21 protein-coding genes are annotated in these 20,644 nt (G+C 44.3%); 1 reads left to right on the forward strand and 20 read right to left on the reverse strand.

Annotated elements, in window-relative coordinates:
- Positions 1-185 precede the first annotated feature (185 nt).
- Positions 186-1,271, reverse strand: a complete 1,086-nt coding sequence (gene aroC / locus AACW06_RS14805) for a chorismate synthase (protein WP_192075681.1) — start codon at positions 1,269-1,271, stop codon at positions 186-188.
- A 195-nt stretch (positions 1,272-1,466) separates the two neighbouring features.
- Positions 1,467-2,399 carry a 50S ribosomal protein L3 N(5)-glutamine methyltransferase gene (prmB, locus tag AACW06_RS14810; RefSeq protein WP_053311845.1) on the reverse strand — a complete coding sequence of 311 codons (933 nt, stop codon included), beginning with the start codon at positions 2,397-2,399 and terminating at the stop codon, positions 1,467-1,469.
- Between the two features lie 63 nt (positions 2,400-2,462).
- Between prmB and smrB the strand changes: the two genes are divergently transcribed.
- Positions 2,463-2,993, forward strand: a complete 531-nt coding sequence (gene smrB / locus AACW06_RS14815) for an endonuclease SmrB (protein WP_192075656.1) — start codon at positions 2,463-2,465, stop codon at positions 2,991-2,993.
- A gap of 100 nt (positions 2,994-3,093) precedes the next feature.
- Here smrB and flhB read toward each other — a convergent pair whose 3' ends face one another.
- The 18 genes from flhB to AACW06_RS14905 all read right to left on the reverse strand — a co-directional run bounded on the left by flhB (position 3,094) and on the right by AACW06_RS14905 (position 20,533).
- Positions 3,094-4,224, reverse strand: a complete 1,131-nt coding sequence (flhB, locus tag AACW06_RS14820; protein WP_192075657.1) for a flagellar biosynthesis protein FlhB — start codon at positions 4,222-4,224, stop codon at positions 3,094-3,096.
- Positions 4,225-4,233: 9 nt separating this feature from the next.
- Positions 4,234-5,016, reverse strand: coding sequence for a flagellar biosynthetic protein FliR (gene fliR, locus AACW06_RS14825; protein WP_053311848.1), 783 nt, complete (start codon positions 5,014-5,016; stop codon positions 4,234-4,236).
- Between the two features lie 8 nt (positions 5,017-5,024).
- Positions 5,025-5,294, reverse strand: a complete 270-nt coding sequence (gene fliQ / locus AACW06_RS14830) for a flagellar biosynthesis protein FliQ (RefSeq protein WP_053311849.1) — start codon at positions 5,292-5,294, stop codon at positions 5,025-5,027.
- A gap of 11 nt (positions 5,295-5,305) precedes the next feature.
- A complete protein-coding gene (gene fliP, locus AACW06_RS14835; protein WP_192075682.1) occupies positions 5,306-6,154 on the reverse strand; it encodes a flagellar type III secretion system pore protein FliP in 849 nt (282 codons plus the stop codon).
- Between the two features lie 34 nt (positions 6,155-6,188).
- On the reverse strand, positions 6,189-6,569 hold the full coding sequence (gene fliO / locus AACW06_RS14840) for a flagellar biosynthetic protein FliO (protein WP_192075658.1): 381 nt from the start codon (positions 6,567-6,569) through the stop codon (positions 6,189-6,191).
- Positions 6,570-6,602: 33 nt separating this feature from the next.
- Positions 6,603-7,013, reverse strand: a complete 411-nt coding sequence (gene fliN, locus AACW06_RS14845; RefSeq protein ID WP_053311852.1) for a flagellar motor switch protein FliN — start codon at positions 7,011-7,013, stop codon at positions 6,603-6,605.
- Between the two features lie 14 nt (positions 7,014-7,027).
- Positions 7,028-8,086, reverse strand: coding sequence for a flagellar motor switch protein FliM (gene fliM, locus AACW06_RS14850; protein ID WP_192075659.1), 1,059 nt, complete (start codon positions 8,084-8,086; stop codon positions 7,028-7,030).
- Positions 8,087-8,093: 7 nt separating this feature from the next.
- Entirely contained in the window at positions 8,094-8,591 is a 498-nt protein-coding gene (gene fliL, locus AACW06_RS14855; protein ID WP_192075660.1) for a flagellar basal body-associated protein FliL, read from the reverse strand.
- A gap of 32 nt (positions 8,592-8,623) precedes the next feature.
- Positions 8,624-10,513, reverse strand: a complete 1,890-nt coding sequence (locus tag AACW06_RS14860; RefSeq protein ID WP_238336722.1) for a flagellar hook-length control protein FliK — start codon at positions 10,511-10,513, stop codon at positions 8,624-8,626.
- A 138-nt stretch (positions 10,514-10,651) separates the two neighbouring features.
- A complete protein-coding gene (gene fliJ, locus AACW06_RS14865) occupies positions 10,652-11,104 on the reverse strand; it encodes a flagellar export protein FliJ (protein WP_053311855.1) in 453 nt (150 codons plus the stop codon).
- Between the two features lie 6 nt (positions 11,105-11,110).
- Positions 11,111-12,433 (reverse strand): flagellar protein export ATPase FliI, encoded by a 1,323-nt coding sequence (fliI, locus tag AACW06_RS14870; protein ID WP_192075662.1) that lies wholly within the window; start codon positions 12,431-12,433, stop codon positions 11,111-11,113.
- Positions 12,433-13,236, reverse strand: a complete 804-nt coding sequence (fliH, locus tag AACW06_RS14875) for a flagellar assembly protein FliH (RefSeq protein ID WP_053311857.1) — start codon at positions 13,234-13,236, stop codon at positions 12,433-12,435. Before fliH ends, fliI begins: the two co-directional genes overlap by 1 nt.
- 30 nt (positions 13,237-13,266) lie before the next feature.
- Entirely contained in the window at positions 13,267-14,325 is a 1,059-nt protein-coding gene (gene fliG / locus AACW06_RS14880) for a flagellar motor switch protein FliG (protein ID WP_053311858.1), read from the reverse strand.
- The gene (fliF, locus tag AACW06_RS14885) at positions 14,318-16,060 is read right to left on the reverse strand and encodes a flagellar basal-body MS-ring/collar protein FliF (RefSeq protein WP_192075663.1); all 1,743 of its coding nucleotides are present in this window, start codon (positions 16,058-16,060) and stop codon (positions 14,318-14,320) included. The genes fliG and fliF overlap by 8 nt, the downstream gene beginning before the upstream one ends.
- A 15-nt stretch (positions 16,061-16,075) precedes the next feature.
- On the reverse strand, positions 16,076-16,387 hold the full coding sequence (fliE, locus tag AACW06_RS14890; RefSeq protein WP_053311860.1) for a flagellar hook-basal body complex protein FliE: 312 nt from the start codon (positions 16,385-16,387) through the stop codon (positions 16,076-16,078).
- An 81-nt stretch (positions 16,388-16,468) separates the two neighbouring features.
- Positions 16,469-17,878, reverse strand: coding sequence for a sigma-54-dependent transcriptional regulator (locus tag AACW06_RS14895; protein WP_053311861.1), 1,410 nt, complete (start codon positions 17,876-17,878; stop codon positions 16,469-16,471).
- Between the two features lie 2 nt (positions 17,879-17,880).
- A complete protein-coding gene (locus AACW06_RS14900; protein WP_192075664.1) occupies positions 17,881-18,936 on the reverse strand; it encodes a sensor histidine kinase in 1,056 nt (351 codons plus the stop codon).
- 130 nt (positions 18,937-19,066) lie between these two features.
- The gene (locus AACW06_RS14905) at positions 19,067-20,533 is read right to left on the reverse strand and encodes a sigma-54 dependent transcriptional regulator (RefSeq protein WP_192075665.1); all 1,467 of its coding nucleotides are present in this window, start codon (positions 20,531-20,533) and stop codon (positions 19,067-19,069) included.
- Positions 20,534-20,644: the final 111 nt, after the last annotated feature.

Below are 20,644 nucleotides of genomic sequence, written 5' to 3' on the forward strand. Positions count from 1 at the left end.
ACTTAGTTACCCAAACTACGTGATACTTCGTGTAATAGACACTATGGGACGAGGTGTAATATTGCATTTATCCATCGTACCGTCTCCAAAGGCATTCATCCACGGGTAAACCCGTGGTTTTCTGTATTCACAGAATAAACAAATGCCCTCATATCGAGGGCATTTTTGTATTTTAACCGACCATTTTAGATTTTAGGTGTTTCGGTTTGCACACCAAAGTTTTGACCGCGATGACGCAGTAAATGATCCATTAAAACGATGGCAAGCATTGCTTCAGCAATCGGCACCGCTCGGATCCCAACACACGGATCATGGCGGCCTTTGGTAATCAGTTGCGTCGACTCTCCAGCGCGGGTAATAGTATCACCTGGTACGGTAATGCTTGAGGTTGGTTTGAGTGCAATATTAGCCACAATATCTTGACCAGTCGAAATACCGCCCAAAATACCACCAGCGTGGTTACTCGCAAAACCTTGCGGAGTCAGAGGGTCACGATGTTGGCTGCCTTTTTGCTGCACAACGTCAAAACCATCACCAATTTCTACCCCTTTCACCGCATTAATACTCATTAATGCATGAGCAATATCTGCATCTAGGCGATCAAATACTGGCTCGCCAAGACCAACAGGCACATTCGTTGCGACAACTTGCAGCTTAGCACCAATAGAATCCCCTTCTTTTTTCAAGTCACGGATAAGTTGGTCAAAGGCATCGACTTTGTCGATATCAGGACAGAAAAAAGCGTTATTTTCGATTTCATCCCAATCGACTTTATCAATCGATACGTCACCCATCTGTGACAGATAGGCACGGACTTCAACACCGAATTGTTGTTTAAGATATTTTTTAGCAATAGCCCCTGCCGCAACACGCATGGCCGTTTCACGCGCAGAAGATCGACCACCTCCACGATAATCACGGATACCATATTTCTGATGGTAGGTGTAATCGGCATGGCCTGGACGAAATTTATCTTTAATTTCAGAGTAATCTTTTGAACGTTGGTCTGTATTTTCAATCAACAGACCAATCGATGTACCTGTGGTTTTACCCTCAAATACACCCGAGAGAATTTTGACTTCATCAGGTTCACGACGTTGCGTGGTATAACGAGATGTGCCCGGACGGCGACGATCTAGGTCTTTCTGTAAGTCAGCTTCTGTAATTTCCAATCCTGGAGGGCATCCGTCGACGATACATCCTAGTGCGATACCGTGACTTTCTCCGAATGTCATCACTCGAAAATGTTGTCCGATACTGTTTCCTGCCATTACTTCCTCAATATTGATACCTCTCATACCTAGCCTAAGGCTGGGTGAGCAGCACCGATTCATTCAATTGTTCGTGTTTTCATAGTCGCTTTATTACGAAATGATGTAAAGCCCCAAAATAAGCCAATTGCATTTTCAGGCCATAAAAAACGCCAGCATGTCAGCTGGCGTTCTATTTAAAGCATTGAGCGCTATTTAATCGATGTACAACGAGAATTCGTCAGCACAATCGAGCAACTGCTGACGAGTCAGCATAAATACGCCATGACCACCGTTGGCAAACTCGATCCAAGTAAATGGAATATTTGGATATTGTTCCATCATATGGACCATCGAATTGCCCACTTCACAGATCAAAATACCGTCATCTGTCAGGTAATCCGGTGCATTTGCTAAAATACGACGAACTAATTTTAAACCGTCAGTACCCGCCGCCAAACCAAGTTCAGGCTCATGGGTGAACTCTTTCGGTAAGTTGCTCATATCTTCTTGGTCCACATAAGGTGGATTGGATACGATCAAGTTATATTTTTCTTTAGGTAGATCACGCAATAAATCAGAACGAATTGGGAATACTTGCTGCTCCATTCCGTGATCCTGAATATTTTGCTCAGCAACTTGCAGCGCATCGACTGAGATATCAACCGCATCCACTTCAGCTTCCGGGAAAGCATGAGCACAAGCAATCGCAATACAGCCACTGCCCGTACACAAGTCCATAATGCGCACAGGCTCTTCGATCAACCAAGGTTGAAATTGTGCTTCGATAAGCTCGCCAATTGGTGAACGTGGTACTAATACGCGCTCATCAACATAAAACTCTAACCCACAGAACCACGCTTTATTGGTTAAGTAAGCAGTTGGTGTACGTTCATTAATACGCTTGATTACACGTTCAACGATGCGCAGACGTTCACTACTGGTTAAGCGAGAATTCAATACGTGGGGAGGAACATCAATCGGAAGATAGAGCGTTGGCAAGATTAACTGCACCGCTTCATCCCACGCGTTATCTGTGCCATGACCATAAAATAAGTTGGCAGCGTTAAAGCGACTCACAGTCCAGCGAATCATATCTTGAAGCGTGTGAAGTTCAGAAACCGCCTCATCTACAAAAATCTTATCCAAAATTGCCTCCAAAAAGCGCTACAATACTGCCAATTTCGATCAGTTAGAAAATGACCAGACCCAATGAGCAAAAAAGACACCGAACACGATGACGATTTCGACTTGTTCCGGGATGCAGTACAGGGCGTCAAAAAGTTGCGACAGGATACCATAATCCAGCAGCCAAACAGAAACCTCAAACAAAAAGAAATCCGCCGTGTAGCGCGTGAAGCCAGCGATACAGAATTTTATTTCTCTGATGAGTTTATGCCTTTACTCAGTGAAGACGGACCTACACGTTATGCACGTGATGATGTGTCTAAATACGAGGTGAAGCGATTAAGGCGTGGTGTGTATGTACCAGATGTTTTCTTAGACATGCATGGCATGACACAGCAAGAAGCAAAACGAGAACTTGGCGCTATGATTGCCTACTGTGTAAAAGAAAATGTCCACTGTGCTTGTGTTCAACACGGCATTGGTAAGCATATCCTTAAGCAAAAAGTGCCGCTTTGGCTAGCTCAGCACCCTGACGTGATGGCTTTCCATCAAGCGCCCCTAGAGTTTGGTGGTGGTGGTGCGGTACTCGTTTTACTATCCATACCGGACAAATAACGTCATCATCCCTAAAAATGCCACATCATAGTATGTGGCGTATATATCTATAGATAAATACGCCAGTGTGGTAATTTCTCAAATGTTTATCAAATTAAAATTAATGGCGTAAATCTGGGGGAATGGGCATGTTTTGCTCTTCCAGTTTAGGCCTTTGCCCACCGCGCTTACGGTACTGTTTAAGCTGAAAAACATAAGCCAGCACTTGAGCTACAGCAACGAACAACCCATCGGGGATCTCTTGCTCTAACTCAGTGGTGTGATACAACGCCCGAGCCAGTGGTGGCGCAGGGATGATGTAAATATCATGCTCACGTGCCACTTCGCGAATTTTCATTGCCATGTGATCAACACCCTTGGCTACTACGATAGGTGCTTTGTCTTTATCTTGTTTATAGCGCAAAGCCACCGAAAAGTGCTCTGGGTTGGTGATAATAACATCGGCTTGTGGAACATCAGCCATCATGCGGCGCTGTGCTGCCTCGCGTTGCAGCATTCGAATACGCCCCTTAACTTCTGGTTTACCTTCGGTATCTTTGTATTCGTCTTTAACTTCTTGCTTCGTCATTTTCAACTGATCAGCATGCTGCCAAATCTGAAATGGAATATCTATTGCCACCACCACCAGTAGTGAACAACTGATAAGCAGCACAAAGTTGAGTAAAATATCCAACGCATGGAAAATATTTTGTGGGTAAACATCTTTGCTCAATTGGAATAAATCTTCTTTAGAAGCCTCAATTAAATAAAACGCCACCCCAGAAACGAGCAAGACTTTAAGGATGGACTTAAACAGTTCAACCCAACTTTGCAGACCAAACATTCTTTTAATGCCACTCAAGGGGTTCATTTTTGACGGCTTAGGCATTGCCGCTTCGGCCGAGAAATTAATGCCACCCACTCCAGCAGCGCCAATTAATGCGGCAATAAAAAGCATCACTAAGATCAAAATTAAGGGCAATAACAACGAGGAGAGTGAGCCGAGCGCAATGTCAAATAGTTTGCCAGTATCAAATACCTCTTCGCGACTCAAACTAAAAATACGCCCCATTGACGAATACAACGCTCTCGCCAGTGATTCTCCAAACCACATTAACGATATCGCCCCCATCACCAATACTGATACAGAGGCTAATTCTTTAGACCTTGCAACCTGCCCTTTCTTTCGCGCCTCGTCCAACCGTTTGGGCGTGGCGTCTTCGGTACGTTCTTGACCGTCTGACTCTGCCAAATGCGCCTCCTAACAGTTCATACGAATAAGGCGGCAAACTTGCTGCTCACCTTCTAACCAGAATAGTTCATAATGGCTATACAGGCCGCCCAAAATATACCAACACAGCAATAAACCGACCAACAAGGCAAACGCAAAACCGAGCGAGAATATATTCAGTTGAGGTGCCGCACGAGTCATCACCCCGAAGGATAAGTTGACCGTCAATAACGCAATAATACCTGACAACGACATACTCAAAGCCACTTTAAACATCGTGCCTAACCATAACGCTATTTCTCGAAAATCAACCGTAGTCAATGAACCACTACCGATCGGCAATGTTTTAAAGCTAAAGACCAATAGCTGAATCATCTTCAAATGGCCATCGGTGGCCAAAAAGAACATGGTAGCCAAAAACATAAACAATTGGCCAAGCAGTGGCGTATTTTGACCATTGGCAGGGTCAACCATCGAAGCGAAACCTAAGCTCGCCTGCATACCCAATATTTGACCAAGCATGACGAAGGTTTGAATGAGAAATTGTGTGACCATCCCCATCGCCACACCAATAATGATTTGCTCGAGAGTAGTAAGAAAACCTTGAAATGAAAGCAGTTGAATGTTTTCAGGAACAGCCGGAATCGCGGGCATAACCGCGAAAGTGATTGCCAACCCCAAATATAAGCGAATACGAGTTGAAACAAAACGTGCCCCAGTCACCGTCATTACCATTAACATGGCCGAAATACGGGTGTATGGCCAAAAATAATTAGCAATCCATTCTAAAATGACGCTTGTTGGATATTCCATTCAAGCTCCTAGTACAGTACCTGTGGTAGCCGTTCAATAATGGAAAAAAAGAATTCCATCAGCATTTGTGTCATCCAGTGTGCGAAAAGCATTAGGGCTAGCAACGTCACAATTAAACGCGGTAGAAAACTCAACGTTTGTTCGTTGATTGAAGTGGCTGCCTGAAAAATAGCAACCACTAAACCTATCAACAAACTTGGAATGATGATGGCGCATACCATGATAAGCACCATCCACAATGCAGATCTGAACAGTTCGACAAATATTTCAGGAGTCATACGTCCTCCCGCTACAAAGCAAAACTGCCGGCAAGGGTGGAAAGAATGAGATTCCATCCATCCACCAGCACAAACAGCATCAGTTTAAAAGGTAGAGAAACAATCATCGGCGAGAGCATCATCATACCCATTGCCATCAGCACAGATGCCACTACTAAGTCGATGATCAAAAATGGTAAAAATAGCATAAAACCAATTTGGAACGCGGTTTTCAGCTCAGAAGTGATAAAAGCGGGGATCAGCACCGCCATCGATACATCTTCAGGATTATTAGCTTGAGAGCCTGAGATTTCGACAAAGGTTTCTAAGTCTTTAACCCGTGTTTGTTTAAGCATAAAGGCTTTAATTGGCCCTTGCGCCGTATCAAACGCTTGCCGCGCTGTTATCTGCTCGTTGAGATAGGGCTGTACCGCTTGTTCGTTTATCTGATTAATCACCGGAGACATAATAAAAAAGGTTAAGAAAATGGCAATGCCGATGATCACTTGGTTAGATGGCGTTTGTTGCAAACCCATCGCTTGGCGTAAAATCGACATCACGATCACGATGCGCGTAAAGGATGTCATCAAAATGACCATGGCAGGCAAAAAGCCCAGCATGGTCATCAACGCTAATATCTGTAGGTTAATCGAATAATCTTCGCCACCACTGGCGTTGGTGGTCACAGTGAATGCGGGGATTCCACCGCCACCACTAAAACTAGATGCGGTAGTTTGAGAAGCGCCGCTGTCTCGGCTCATCGCGGTGACTGTCATACTCTCAGCACCAGCAGCCGTATTTGGAATTGGCGTTGCTAGCTCCTGCTGTGAAAATGCGATTGGAGCAAACAGCAATGTCATCATCAAAATAAACAGATGCATCGGATGAGAAGATAAACCTGAAAAGGTTATGCGACTATTTCTTATCATTTTTATTCAATAGCTGAGTCAGTTGACTGGCAAAAGGACTGGCCTCCAGCTCCTCCTGTTTCAGTGGAGTATCTAATTTCGCGATCAGTTGAATGGTCTGCGTCGTGACACCGACTAAGAATTGTTCTTCACCAGCTTGGACAATAACGATACGCTCTTTGGTGCCAAGCGGAAGCTGGCGCACAATGCTCAGTCCTTTTTGGTTGCCAAAAGTAGGAACCCGCATGCGTTTTAACACCCAAGCTAAAAAGAAGATTAAGGCGATAACGAACAAAAGCGACCCTAAGGTGGTCGCTAAATCTAATTGCTCACTAGCAGCGGCCATCGCTTGGCCAGAGAACAGTAATAAACTGGTAAGTTTCTTCATCAGAACACTTCTTTGTCGATGAACAGCATAGGTTTAACGCAACTTTTTAATACGCTCAGTTTGGCTGATCACATCCGTTAAACGAATACCAAATTTATCGTTCACGACCACCACTTCTCCGTGCGCAATCAAGGTACCGTTAACCATCACATCTAATGACTCACCGGCAATTCGATCAAGTTCAACAACAGAGCCTTGGTTCAATTGCAGTAAGTTACGGATACTGATTTTCGAACGCCCGACCTCCATCGAAATGGTCACGGGAATATCCATGATAGTGTCTAGTTTACGGCGCTCATCTTCTGTGATCGGTGGCGACGTGTCTTTGAGTTCATCAAGGGGCGCGGCAAGTATTTCATCAACATCAATATTCGGTGCAGACGGGTCTTCACCAAGGGCTGCAGCCCATTCATCCGCCAGTTTTTGGTCGTCACTTGGTTCCATCTTCGTTACCTATTTTATAATTCTTCGTTGTCTTGTTCGCCATCATCATCTTCAAATTCAGACATGATGTCTTTACCTAAAAAGGCAAGGTCGGTTTTCACTACATCAGGACGTTTAATTTTCTCTGATACTTGGACCGCCATTTTCTCCCCAGAACGCCCCATCTTCACGCGGTAAGTAGGAAGTTCTTCCACAAACATAGTGGCATGTTTAGGCATTTTAATCGGTATGATATCGCCCACTTGTAGATCCATGAGATCTCGCAATGAGATGTCTTGTTCTAACAAGTTCACTCTGAAATTAACCGGAACATCCATAATTTCTTCGCGCAAAGCTGAACTCCAGCGAACATCCGTTTCCATTTTATCGGACTGAACACCAGCATCGAGCAATTCGCGAATAGGCTCTACCATTGAATATGGCATAACCACGTGGAAATCGCCGCCTCCCCCATCAACTTCAATATGGAATGAGCTAACGACGATGACTTCTGTTGGGCTCACAATGTTCGCCATGCTTGGGTTCACTTCAGAGTCTAAGTATTCAAACTCAACACCCATTACAGGCGACCACGCTTCTTTGTAATCACCGAATACAATTTTCAACAGCAGTTGGATAACACGGCGTTCTGTTGGTGTAAATTCACGCCCTTCAATACGAGCGTGGAAACGCCCATCACCACCAAAGAAGTTCTCCACCAAGATAAACACTAAACGTGCTTCCATTGTGACCAATGCCGTTCCTTTAAGAGGACGAAAACGCACCATATTCAAGCTGGTTGGTACATAAAGAGTATTTTGGTATTCACCAAATTTCATCATCTGTACGCCGTTGATTGATACTTCGGCTGTTTTACGCAGCATGTTGAATAAACTAATACGCATGTGACGCGCGAAACGCTCATTGATCAGCTCTAGCGTCGGCATTCGCCCACGAACGATACGGTCCTGAGAAGAGAAGTCAAAATTGATCGCACTGTTTTCTGAGGGATCTAATTCATCTTCAACTTCATCAACCGTATCTACGCCATGCAGTAGCGCATCAATTTCGTCTTGGCTTAATAAGTCAGTCACGCTTCACCTATTGAATTACAAAATCGGTAAATAACACTTTTTCGATAACAGGCTGTCCAACCGCTTTCGTCAACGCCGATTTAATATCATCAGTTGCTTTATCTCTAAGTTCAACCCGACCAGTTGCACTGCGAAGCTGGTCAACCGTAGCGGAAGCAAACGTTGCTAACAGTGAACTCTCAACCAATGGTGAATGATAACGAGCTAGGTTTTCGTTTTCTGATCCTCTGACCATCAGTTGTACTTTAATTTGAACTAAGCGGTCTCTTTTATCGCCAGTAACATTAAACACGAACGGTTGAGGAATATTAACATAGGCCACAGGATCGGCCGGTAAAACCACTTGCGTCGATGCATCTTCACTACTTGTAGCACCGTCATCACTTCCTATTAAAAAGAAAGCCGCTCCACCACCACCTAACAATAATACAACGACCGCAATAATGATAATGAGCAGCTTTTTCTTCCCTTTAGGAGCATTCGTTTGTACCTCTTCATCAGCCATAATATTCTCTATGTCGTTATTTTTAATTTAGTTTAAGCGTAATAACTGATTCCATCACGCTTTGATGCGACATTCAAATCAAGTTTGACGTCCGTATCAAGGTTTTCTTCACCCAAATAGCTTTCATTGCGTGATAATTGACTAGGCTGGCCATCGCCACTTGATGCATAGCGTGACTGCTGCTGTCCAGCATTTTGCTGTTGTACCGAAGTATCACCCAATTGCACTCCTTGTTGAGCAAGCATTTCTCGCAGTCGCGGCATAGATTGTTCTATCGCATCACGAGCTTGATGATTAGCGACAGTAAAGTGCACAGTTGCACCATCGCCATTCATATTCATGCGAATTTGCAAACGGCCTAGCTCAGGTGGATCAAGACGAATATCAACATGCTTTAAATTTTTCGACATCATCATTTGCACACGCTCTGCCATTTGATCACTCGCCATCTCTTTATTGAGATGCAAAGGAGGTTGAAGCGCTGCTTGCTGCAAGTTCTCAGCACGATGTTGCGCTGACGTGATACCTTGCTGGCCTGCTGCAGTCGATATTTGATGAGCAAGCGAGCTATCTTTGTGCTCTTGCGCTGCTCCACTGTCGCCAAGCCCCGCAAGCGCTTTTGCACCTAACGCCGCCTTCAATGCAGCCTGACTTATAGGTTGCTCAGGGGTGATTGCTGTCTGCATAGGCATCGTGTTGATCATTTGCTGCACCTGCGCGTTAGTGACATCACTTCCTGCAGCCGAAAATGCTGAGTTCGCCAATGCGGTTTTATCAGCCGCAACTGACGCTTGCATTGTTTGTGACTGCTGCTGAACTAAGGCTTGATGAACCGAATTCGCCACTGGAGTCGCCTGACTTTTGCCTTTTAATGTAGCAGCACTATCGTTACCATCGAGTGGGATAACTTGTCCTTCTATCGCCGCTGCGCCAGCCCAAGGAATGGCTGCCGCCAGTACGGCATCACTTGCAATAACCGTTTCGCCTTGTACTTCTAAGACATTAGTAGGAGTCACTGCTAATTGAGGTTGAACCACTTGGTGAGTATCGACTGTAGAGGCGGCTATCAATGCCTGCGCACCAATAGCATGTTGCTCTGAAGCTTCATAGCTTTGCTCTTCCTCTTCACCCCTCGCAGTCAAAGGTACCCGCTGTGATAATTCTTGTTCTGTCAGCGCGAGTTCAGAGGTTGGCTGTTGAATGAATTTTTGGACTGACGCTGGAATGTCTGCTTTAGGCTCACCCGGTTGGAGCTGAAGATTATCAGCCTGGCTGAGCTGAGTATCATTTATCGCGCTTTTAGCATGCATATTTTCATTGAGTGGAGAGGATGGAATAACTGCCACCATTTTAGGGTCGATACTATCGGCTCTTTGGATTTCAGCCCCCTCAAGAGATTGACTTTTTTCTTGTGGCAAAGTTTTGCCGTTCGCATCAGTAAGAGCTTGATTTGCACTATTGAGGCGACCTAAAATTTCATTACCATCACTCATCACTTGTGCTGTTTTTTGTTGTATTGCAACGTCATCAGACTCTGATGACAATTTTGATTTGGAGTGTTTATCTGCTCCGAGTGAAATTTCAGCCTCTTCACTTAGCTCTTCACCATCAAGTTTTTGAGCTAATAAAGCATCGCTACTTTTATCTGCCGCTTGTTCTACATTTGCATTCTTTGAATCTAGCGGGGCAACTTCTGCCTCGTCTTCAGTATCAATGGCAGCTTTCACCTCAGCGGGGATGCTCGCTTTAACTTCAGTAGATTTAGCCTCTGCCGCTTCTTTTGCATCGGAACCCGTAATGATCGCAGTAAGCTTTTCGAAAAAACCTTTCGATTCAGAGCTTTCACTAGCAGAATCCGTACTTACTTTGCTGACACTGGCTATTTTTGATGTATCGGATGGTGTTGTAATATTTACATTCATATCCATGATGCTCGCACTAGAAACAGAGAATGAAGTGAATCAATGAGAGGTTGATAACGAACCTCTCAGTCATTTTTCACCGATAGTGGAGTAAAATAAAGCAAGAAATGCGCCAATGTAAAAATGAATGAGGCAGCTTTAAAATGGGTTGTTGTTAGAACGCTTACGGCTAAACAATAATGTTGAAAATTCATCCATTTGTTTCTGCTCACGCTTTTCCTGCAAACGTTGTGCTTCAGTCTGCTTTTTATCTATCAGCCATTCGTAAGAGCGTCGTTGCTTTCTCACTTCCAACCAATGATCTTGGCAGTTCTCAACTTGTGTTTTGAAGTGCTGTTCCGCATCTCTTTGCTTAGATAATGTTTCATCTAACTGAGTAAGAAACCGATTCAAATGACCATATTCACTTGCGCTAAGTCCAGACATACCACGATCAACTAACTGCTGGCAATAATCGAGGCGATACTGCTCAATCTGCGATAGTTGTTTGTAGTAACTATCCAATTCACTGCGCGATTTACTAAGCGCCATGGCCGCTTTTTCTTCTTTGTCTTTCGCTTGTTCTAACAAAAATTCTAATGCGTTATCCATTCACTATTACCCAACCTGCAATACGTGCTTAAGCATATTGATGCACATATCATAGGGCACTGAATCCTTCATACCTTGCTGTAAATATTCATCAAGTTTGGGTTTGAGAGTGAAAGCGCCATCAATAGCAGGATCGGTCCCTGGTTTGTAAGCTCCAATCGAAACCAAGTCTTGATTTTTACGACAAATAGAGAGTATTTGACGCACAGCTTTAGACATTAGCATGTGCTCGTCAGTTGTAATCTGTGGCATAACACGGCTAACTGATTTTTCAACATCAATGGCAGGGTAATGCCCAGCATCAGCCATCTCACGCGACAAGACGATATGACCATCGAGAATCGCACGAGAGGCATCGGCTATCGGATCTTGTAAATCATCACCTTCGGTTAAAACAGTGAAAAATGCGGTAATGGAACCTTGTGTAGGCCCACCATTACCAGCACGCTCAACAAGCGCGGGTAGTTTCGCAAACACAGAAGGCGGATAACCTTTAGTTGCAGGTGGTTCACCTACCGATAAGGCAATTTCACGCTGCGCTTGCGCGAAACGAGTTAGTGAGTCCATTAGCAGTAAAACATCTAAACCTTGGTCACGAAAATATTCGGCAATAGCCAGGGCTGTTTGACAACCTTTAAGTCGCATTAACGGCGATGAGTCAGCAGGCGCTGCAACTACTACAGAGCGTTGACGACCATCAAGACCTAAAATCTCTTCGATAAATTCTTTAACTTCTCGACCACGCTCACCAATCAAACCGACAACGACCACTTGCGCAGTAGTGCCTCGCGTCATCATGCCCAAAGTAACCGATTTACCGACACCAGAACCGGCAAACAGACCAATACGCTGCCCCTTACCAACTGTTAGTAAACCATTAATCGCTTTAAGTCCCACATCAAGTGGCTCTGTGATCGGCTTACGCATTAGCGGGTTAATGGGTTCAGCATTAAATGAGGCGCGCTTTTCGGTATAGATAGGGCCAAGGCCATCAAGAGGATTACCCACGCCATCAATCACACGACCGAGTAATTCCATTCCAACAGGCAAACCCGTATCACCAGTAAGCGGTGTTACTTTAGCACCCGGTAAAACACCGGTGATCTGCTCGCTTGGCATCAAGTATAGATTGTCTCCAGAAAAGCCAACCACTTCAGCTTCCATTTCACCAGACATCGTTTCAACCGCACACAAGCTACCAATCGGTGCTTTACACCCTGTGGCTTCAAGCGTTAACCCAACGACACGCACTAATTTTCCAGACGCAATCGGCCTACAGGTTAACCCTTCAGTCTTGTATTGACTGAGACGTTCAGCAAGCGCTAACACTAGTGTTCACCTTGTTGATGACGATTGGTGCCACAGAAACTTTTCAGTACACTGCGAATGCGATCTTCCATTCGGTAGTTGACGCTCGACTCACCCGCTTCAATTTGCACATCGGCACGATTCAATGCAGGTTCACCGACCAGCGTCCAATTGCGAAAATCAAGTTCTTTCTCACCATAAGCCGAACGAATGATTTCAACGTCTTCAGGGTGCAGCTTTAAGGTAATAGCATGGCCTGAAACAGGGAGTGCTTCAACGGAAGATTTCACCGTATCAAGAATGACTTGAGGATTAGTTTGGACTTCAACATGGACGACCTCTTTAACTAACGTCAATACCATATCAACCAACTGTTTTTCGACTTGGGCGTTCATCAATTCAAGAGGTTGAGCAAATTGATTTGCTAAGCCAACAAATACTTCAACTTGTTGTTCAATAAAGGATTGCCCTTCAGCAATCCCTTCTTCCTTGCCTTGCGCTAGTCCTTCTTCATGCCCAGCCGCTAACCCTTCTTCTTTTCCTTTTTCGTAACCTTGCTTAAAACCCGCTTCCTGACCTTGATGTAGACCATCTTGATAAGCACCTCGCTTGATCTGTTCGATCTCTTCTTCGGTCAGTTGTAATGGTTCTTCTACTTCAGGTTCGTCAAAGCTAGGCATCCAACCTGGGTCATAGTTCAGTGCGGTTTCTTTGGCTTTTTTATTCGCCTCAGCACCGTAGTCTGGCAGCCCCCATTTTTTGGGTTGCTCTACATTAGCGTCTGTATCTAAACGTAAAAATCCGCGCTTTCTTTCTCCAGACATCATGCTACCTATTATTCAGTAAAGGATGGATTATAAGAATTCGTCAGCACCACCAGACAACATAATTTCACCGTTGTCAGCCATACGACGAGCAATGGCCAGAATTTCTTTCTGTGCGGTTTCAACATCAGAAACTTTGATTGGCGGCATGGCTTCAATGTCATCTTTCATCATATCAGCAGCACGCTTCGACATGTTTTTGAAGACTTTTTCACGTAGTGCATCGTCAGCACCTTTAAGTGCTTTCTGTAGGATATCTTGTGGGACATCACGCAGCAATTTCTGAATACCTTGGTCATCCACTTCAACCAAGTTCTCAAACACAAACATGAGGTCTTCAATTTGAGTAGCCATATCTTCGTCTTGCTCACGCATTTGATCCATGAGAATACCTTCAATATTGTTATCAAGGTAGTTCATGATGTCAGCAGCAGCTTTCAAGCCACCAATTTTCGCCGCTTGGGCACCAGCTTGACCTGCAAACTGTTTCTCCATAATCTCGTTCAATTCAGCCAGTGCCGATGGTTGAACCTCTTCAAGGTTGGCGATACGCATCAAGAGATCCAAACGGTCTCGCTCTGCAAACTGTGCCAAGATCTCTGCGGATTGATCAGGCTCTAAGTAAGATAATACAATGGTCTGAATTTGCGGGTGCTCGTTGACAATAATGCTCGCCACTTGGCGTGGGTCCATCCATTTCAAAGAGTCTAAGCCTTTCGATCCAGTTCCTAATAGAATTTGGTCAACAAGGTTATTGGCTTTATCAGCACCTAGCGCAGCGACAAGCGCATTACGCATAAAGTCTTCGCTACCCATACCGATGTTGGTGTATTTTTGGATGTCTTCAAGGAAAGCACGATGAACCGCACCGACCTTCTCTTGGCTAAGCTCCTTAGCTTTAGCCATGGCACTACCCACACGTTGAACCTGTTTTGGCTCAAGATGGCGAATGATTCCCGCCGCATCTTCTTCGTTTAAACTCAACAGCAAAATAGCCGCTTTTTCATCACCGGAAATCGCTGAAATATCAACGGTCGATTCTGTCACTTCTCCACCACTTTGGTCTTTAGCTATGATTTCGTTAGGCATTTTGCATCCAATTCTTCACTACTTGAGCCGCAAGTTCCGGTTCATTCGCTACAAGAGCACGCACCGCTTTCAGCACGTCTTCATCTTTATGTAAGTTTGGTAAATCAATCCCTGAACCAAACTCGAATAGATCGCCGCCATCAATATCGCTACCAATAAGGCTTGTCTCGCCGTTGGCACCAATTGGTAAGCCATCAGGCCCATACATTGGGTCATCATCATCCGCAGCAGGATTAAGCAGTTTTTTCAACGCAGGTCGAACTAAAACAAGAATCACTACCACAATAACCAACGCACTGGCGAACCAACGAATCCAGTCATTAAAGTTCGGATGCTCCCAAATAGGTACATCGGCAATGGTTTCAATTTCAGGTTCAGCAAACTGCATGCTCAGGACATTAAGTAAATCACCACGATTTTCATTAAATCCTACCGTACCAACCAACACCTGACGAATTGCATTAATTTCGCCCTCACTAAGTGGCGTATAAGTCACTTCACCGGTTTCTGGATTGACAGAAGAACGGTTCTTAATCGCAACCGCTACCGTTTGGCGGTCAACCACACCGGACTGTTTTCGTTCATGGCTAATGGTGGTGTCCAATTCAAAATTGCGCGTGGCCTCTTTATGGACCGAACCTTGCCCAAGCAAAGAGCCATCTTTCATTTGTGCGACATCTTGTGGGATAGAAGCATCGGCAGGGGGTTGGTTACTCAAGGCTCCTGGAACACCGGCAACCACGTTACCATTGTTGTAATCTTCTAAAGTGTATTCACTGCGCGTTGCGGGCGTATTGGGGTCAAAACGCTTACGGGTTTGCTCAACGGCGCTAAAGTCTAATTGGATATCCACTTGCGCGGTATAATTACCAAGACCAAGAATAGGAATAAGTACGGAATCAATTTTGTCTCGTAACGCTTGCTCTTGTTTGCGTTCAAGCTCTTGTTCTTTACGACGTGCTGATGAAATTGGGTCTTGAGAACCAGAACTGAGTAAGCGACCGTGTTGATCGGTCACGGTAATGCGATTTGGTTTCATTGCCGGTACGGCACTGGCCACCATATCGACAATAGAGTCGACTTCTTCTTGTTTGAGGTTTGCGCCAGTACGTAAGGTAAGAAATACTGAGGCAGAGGCTTCTTGGTTGTGACGAACAAATACACTTTGTTTTGGTAAAGCCAATAACACTCGGGCTTTATTGACTTGTTTCATCTCTTCAATGGCTTTAGCAAGTTGTCGCTCACGACTGAGTTTGAGTCGCTCTTGCTCAAGACGTTGCGAAACACCAAACCCCATGTCTTGCATGAGAATTTCATCGCCCGCTTGTTTGTTTTGATTTAAGCCAGCGCGAACCATATTCAGTTTTAAACTGTTGTATTCACTGGAAGGTACTAAAATGGTATTGCCATCGAGCTTGTAGTCGAGTTTCTGCTGATCAAGGTAGTCTAGAACAGGGATAAGTTCTTCTGTTTCATACGCACCGAGTGGGCGCATTTCTGGCTCTTTAACCCAGAAAAACAGCATCACAATGAGAGCAACGCAGATGGAGATCGACAAGACAAGCACTACTTGACGCAGTAAGTCTAAATCACCCATTGCAAAATCCGATTTAGAAGAGCTCTTCTCTTCTAAATCTGGGTTCTGTGTATCTAGGCCTAAATCTGAACCAGCCATTAATACATGTTCAGAACCACCACTCACGGCTAGGTCGGTTGTTTGCTTATCATCTGCCACTGTCTACTACCTAATTTATACAGGCATGTTCATGAGTTCTTTGTAAGCTTCAACAAGTTTGTTTCTCACTTGTATTGTTGCTTCAAAGGCCACGCTGGATTTGTTGCGTGCAATCATGACATCCGATAATGAGACATCTTCATCCCCACGATCAAAGCGCGTTTGCAAATTACCTGATGCCTTTTGCAAACCGTTCACATTGTTAATCGCATTAGACAGCATATCGCCAAAATCAGAACTGACACTTTGACCTGTCGCTGCCGGACGAGCATTGGTTGCTTCCAACATCATCGTTTGCATTTCACTGTGTAAACCATCAAGTCTCATTGCTACCTCTAACGCCAAATCTTTGACCAATGTCCGAATAAAAGGGATAGAGCAATTTATATGCCATCACCAATGTTTAACCTAATTGGGAATTTCAATCCCTGCATCGCGCATTTTGGCTAATTTATAACGCAATGTACGTGGACTAACGCCTAATTTTTCCGCCATCTCTTTGCGACGTCCTTGGCACTCAACCAAGGTTTCCATGATGATGGTATATTCTTGGTCTCGAAGTTCATCACCCAATGCAGCGCCATTGTTGGTGGATAATTTGTTTGGTTCAGCTTGGGCAATCGGCATAATATCCGGTGTTGCTAGCTCGGTGTTTTCCACCATTTGCTGCAAGCTACTCGCATCTTGCCAATCAACGCCTTCAAGCAGTATATGCTCGCCAGAAATATGACTTTGCTCACTAAGGATGAGTGCTCGCTGGACTACATTATCCAATTCTCGGACATTACCAGGCCAAGTGTAACTCAATAGTTTAGCAATAGCTTCAGGAGCAATATTAGGCACTGGTAAACCTAACTTTGTACAATGACGCTCAACCAAATGATTGGCTAAAGGCTCTATATCACCTTTTCTATCACGCAACGCCGGCCAAGAAATCGGGAAAACGTTCAAACGATAGTATAAGTCATCACGAAAATTCCCTTCTTGTACATACTGTTTTAGATCACGGTTACTGGTGGCTAAGACCCTTACGTCTAATTTAATGCTTTTACGGCCACCAAGACGTTCGACTTCGCGCTCTTGCAGTACACGCAGTAATTTAGCTTGCAGGTTTAAATCCATTTCACTGATCTCATCAAGTAAAATGGTTCCGCCTTGTGCTTGCTCAAACTTACCTGGACACGCTTGAACCGCCCCAGTAAATGCACCTTTTTCATAACCGAATAAGGTAGCTTCTAACATATTGTCAGGAATCGCAGCGCAGTTGATGGCAACAAATGGACCATCTTTTCGTGATGAAGCATTGTGGATATAGCGAGACATAACCTCTTTTCCCGAACCACTAGGGCCAAGGATCATCACATTGGCATCGGTTTTAGCCACTTTGTCTGCCAGAGCAAGTAAACGAAGGCTTTTTTCATCAGCAACGACCGCATCACCATTATCATCCGATTTAACTGGAGCATAGCGACTGACCATATTGAGTAACACTTCCGGGGCAAAAGGCTTGGCCATATAGTCGATGGCGCCTTCCTTCATCGCCGAAACGGCATCTTCGATATTGGCGTAGGCGGTCATTAGCAGTACAGGTAAGTTAGGCCAATGCTGCTTGATATTTCGCAATAGTGCTAACCCTCCCATGCCGGCCATTTGTACATCAGAGACAACGATATCAACGGGGTTGGATTTCAGTTTAATCAACGCATCTTCAGCACAATCGGCTTCTAGCCATTCATAACCTGCCAGCGCAAGCGTATCTACTAATGCTTCGCGTAGACCTTCATCATCTTCAACGATTAAGACTTTGCTTTGAGCCATCATCATTCTCCAGTCTCTGTTTGTAAAGAAGAGGCTTCTCTCTTTAATGGGATGCACATGGTAAAGCAGGCACCATCCCCTTCTTCAGAAATTAATTCTAATCGGCCATCATGAGCCCGACAGACCATTTGCACAACCGCCAGCCCTAAGCCCGTTCCTTGTGAACGTGTGGTAAAAAACGGTTCCATAATTTTACTTTGCAGCTCAACTGGCACACCGGGGCCATTATCTTGAACTGAAATTCGTAGTTCACCATTAACGGGACGAAAGAACACATCAATTTGCGATGCCTTACCCGAGATTTGGATAGCATTCATCACCAAGTTACTAAGTGCTGATGCAATGGCGTTGGCATTACCAAGTACCACGGTTTCGTCTTGTTCGACTTCTTGGTGATAATCAATCGCATTATTTTTCAATGCAGTTTCAATCATCGGTGCAAATTCGCTAACTAATTCATCAATACTAAAAGGCTTGATAACCTTGTTATCGCCACCTTTTGCAAACAACAGCATATCATTAACTTGTTTTTCTAAGTCATGAAGCCTGTCTACTAACTTAGACTGAAAACGCTCTCTTGTAGCGGTTGGTAGATTAGGCGCACCTAAATTTGAGGCATAAAGCATGGCACTAGATAATGGCGTTCGCACCTGATGGGCTAATGATGCCACCATTCGCCCAAGAGAAGATAAACGCTGTAAATCGCTGATTCGTGATTGCAATAAACGCGTTTCGGTCAGATCAGTAATTAATATCAGTTGTCCCGTTGTAGAGGCGGAAATCGCTAACCTAACTTTACGGCCATTACGTAACGATATTTCATGGCCATCGTCTTCCTTTGGTGCAAACGCACTTTGGATGATCGAATACCATTTTTCGCCAGACAGTGGAACTTGTAATATGCGTTGCGCTTCTGGGTTAGCTTCCCGCACCACACCTTGCGTATCCAACAAAATCACACCAGCAGGCATCACATCAAGAACCTGCTTATAACGTTCAACTTGGTCTTCTAAAGAATCCAAGTGAGATTGATTAACTGGAATTTCAGGTGCCTGCATGTCGATATTCTGCCTATAAAACAACAATAGCCTAACACGCAAAATACATGCCAGGCTATTTTCATTAAAAATCAATGCATTAACCAATCGCCAATATATTGACTAACGTTTGGTTTTACCTTTAGCTCTATTAACGTTGCATATTATACTTGCGCATTTTCTCAACTAAAGTGGTACGGCGCATACCTAGCATATCGGCTGCACGAGCAACGACACCAGCTTGAGCTTCAAGGGCTTGGTTGATCATATTGACCTCAAGATCAGCCAGCAACTCTTTCAAATTTACACCTTCCGGTGGCAACGATTGAGGAGCATTAAGATTTTCATGTAAATCTTGTGCATCACTAAAATTGAAGTCTTCAGAAAAGATACCAGCCAGCACATCACGCTCTTGCTCTTCTATTGATCCATACGAGCTATGCTCAGGTTGAAACTCTGGAATATCACTGTAACGATATTTGGTCGGCAAATGATTAACGTCTACCAGACTATTTGGGTAAAGGATGATCATACGCTCGACTAAGTTTGCCAACTCACGCACATTACCTGGCCAATCATGTTCCATCAGTGAATTGATAGCTCGAGGTGTAAAGCAAATAGGTTGCCCACCTTCAGCTTCCATACGTGTCATTAATTCTTGTAGTAGCAGAGGTATATCGTCTTTACGCTCTTTAAGTGCTGGCATTTCAATAGGAAAGACATTCAATCGATAGTAGAGATCTTCACGGAAAGACTGATCATCAATCATACTGTCAAGATTACGATGTGTTGCAGCGACAACGCGAACGTTGACTTTGATAGTAGCGTTACCGCCCACTCGCTCAAAGCAGCGTTCTTGTAATACTCGAAGTAATTTCACCTGCATCGACATTGGCATATCGCCAATTTCATCTAAGAATAGCGTTCCGCCTTCTGCAAGTTCAAAACGCCCTTTACGAGCTGTAATCGCACCAGTGAAAGCACCTTTTTCATGGCCAAACAGTTCGCTTTCTAATAAGTCCGCAGGAATAGCACCACAGTTAATCGGTACAAATGGACCATTACGACGCGTTGAATGATAATGAATATTACGCGCAACCACTTCTTTACCCGTGCCAGACTCACCAAGAATCAATACGTTTGCTTCAGTACCAGAAACTTGCTCAATCAAATGGCGCACTTCTTGAATGCCATGGCTTTGCCCTACAAGGCTGCGGAATAAAGTGTTCTTACGAGAAGTCGATAGCAGTTGGATGCCTTTACGTCCTAAAAATTCTTTGCAATGGCGTAATGCTTCACTGAGCTGTGGGTAGTTAAGAGGAAACTCTAGCTCACCAACATACTGAGGAAATTCTTCTAATGAATAGGGCTGTTTGGCAGCCATTAATAGTGGAATATGATTAGCTTTAGTTAACCATTGAAGCATCTCATTAGTTAACGTTCCACCTTTCAGCGATCCAATAATGCAGCCTGCCCATAATCCTGAACAATCATTATCATTGATTTGTGAAGACTCGATCGCCTCGCAGTGCTCTCCAACAAATTCTAAAATGTTACTTAGATTAAGACGGATCTGGGTATCGTCTTCTATCACAAGCAGTTTTGCTAAACCTTGCATAGGTGAAAATATTTGCCTTAAATCAGAGAAATTGTCGCCGCACTCATGAAAATGGTTACCAAGCTTTGTTTTTCCATAAACACTTGATCGAACAATAGACAATATGTGGTA

This window comes from Vibrio sp. S12_S33 (genome assembly GCF_963889785.1).
GTDB classification, from domain to species: domain Bacteria; phylum Pseudomonadota; class Gammaproteobacteria; order Enterobacterales; family Vibrionaceae; genus Vibrio; species Vibrio aestuarianus.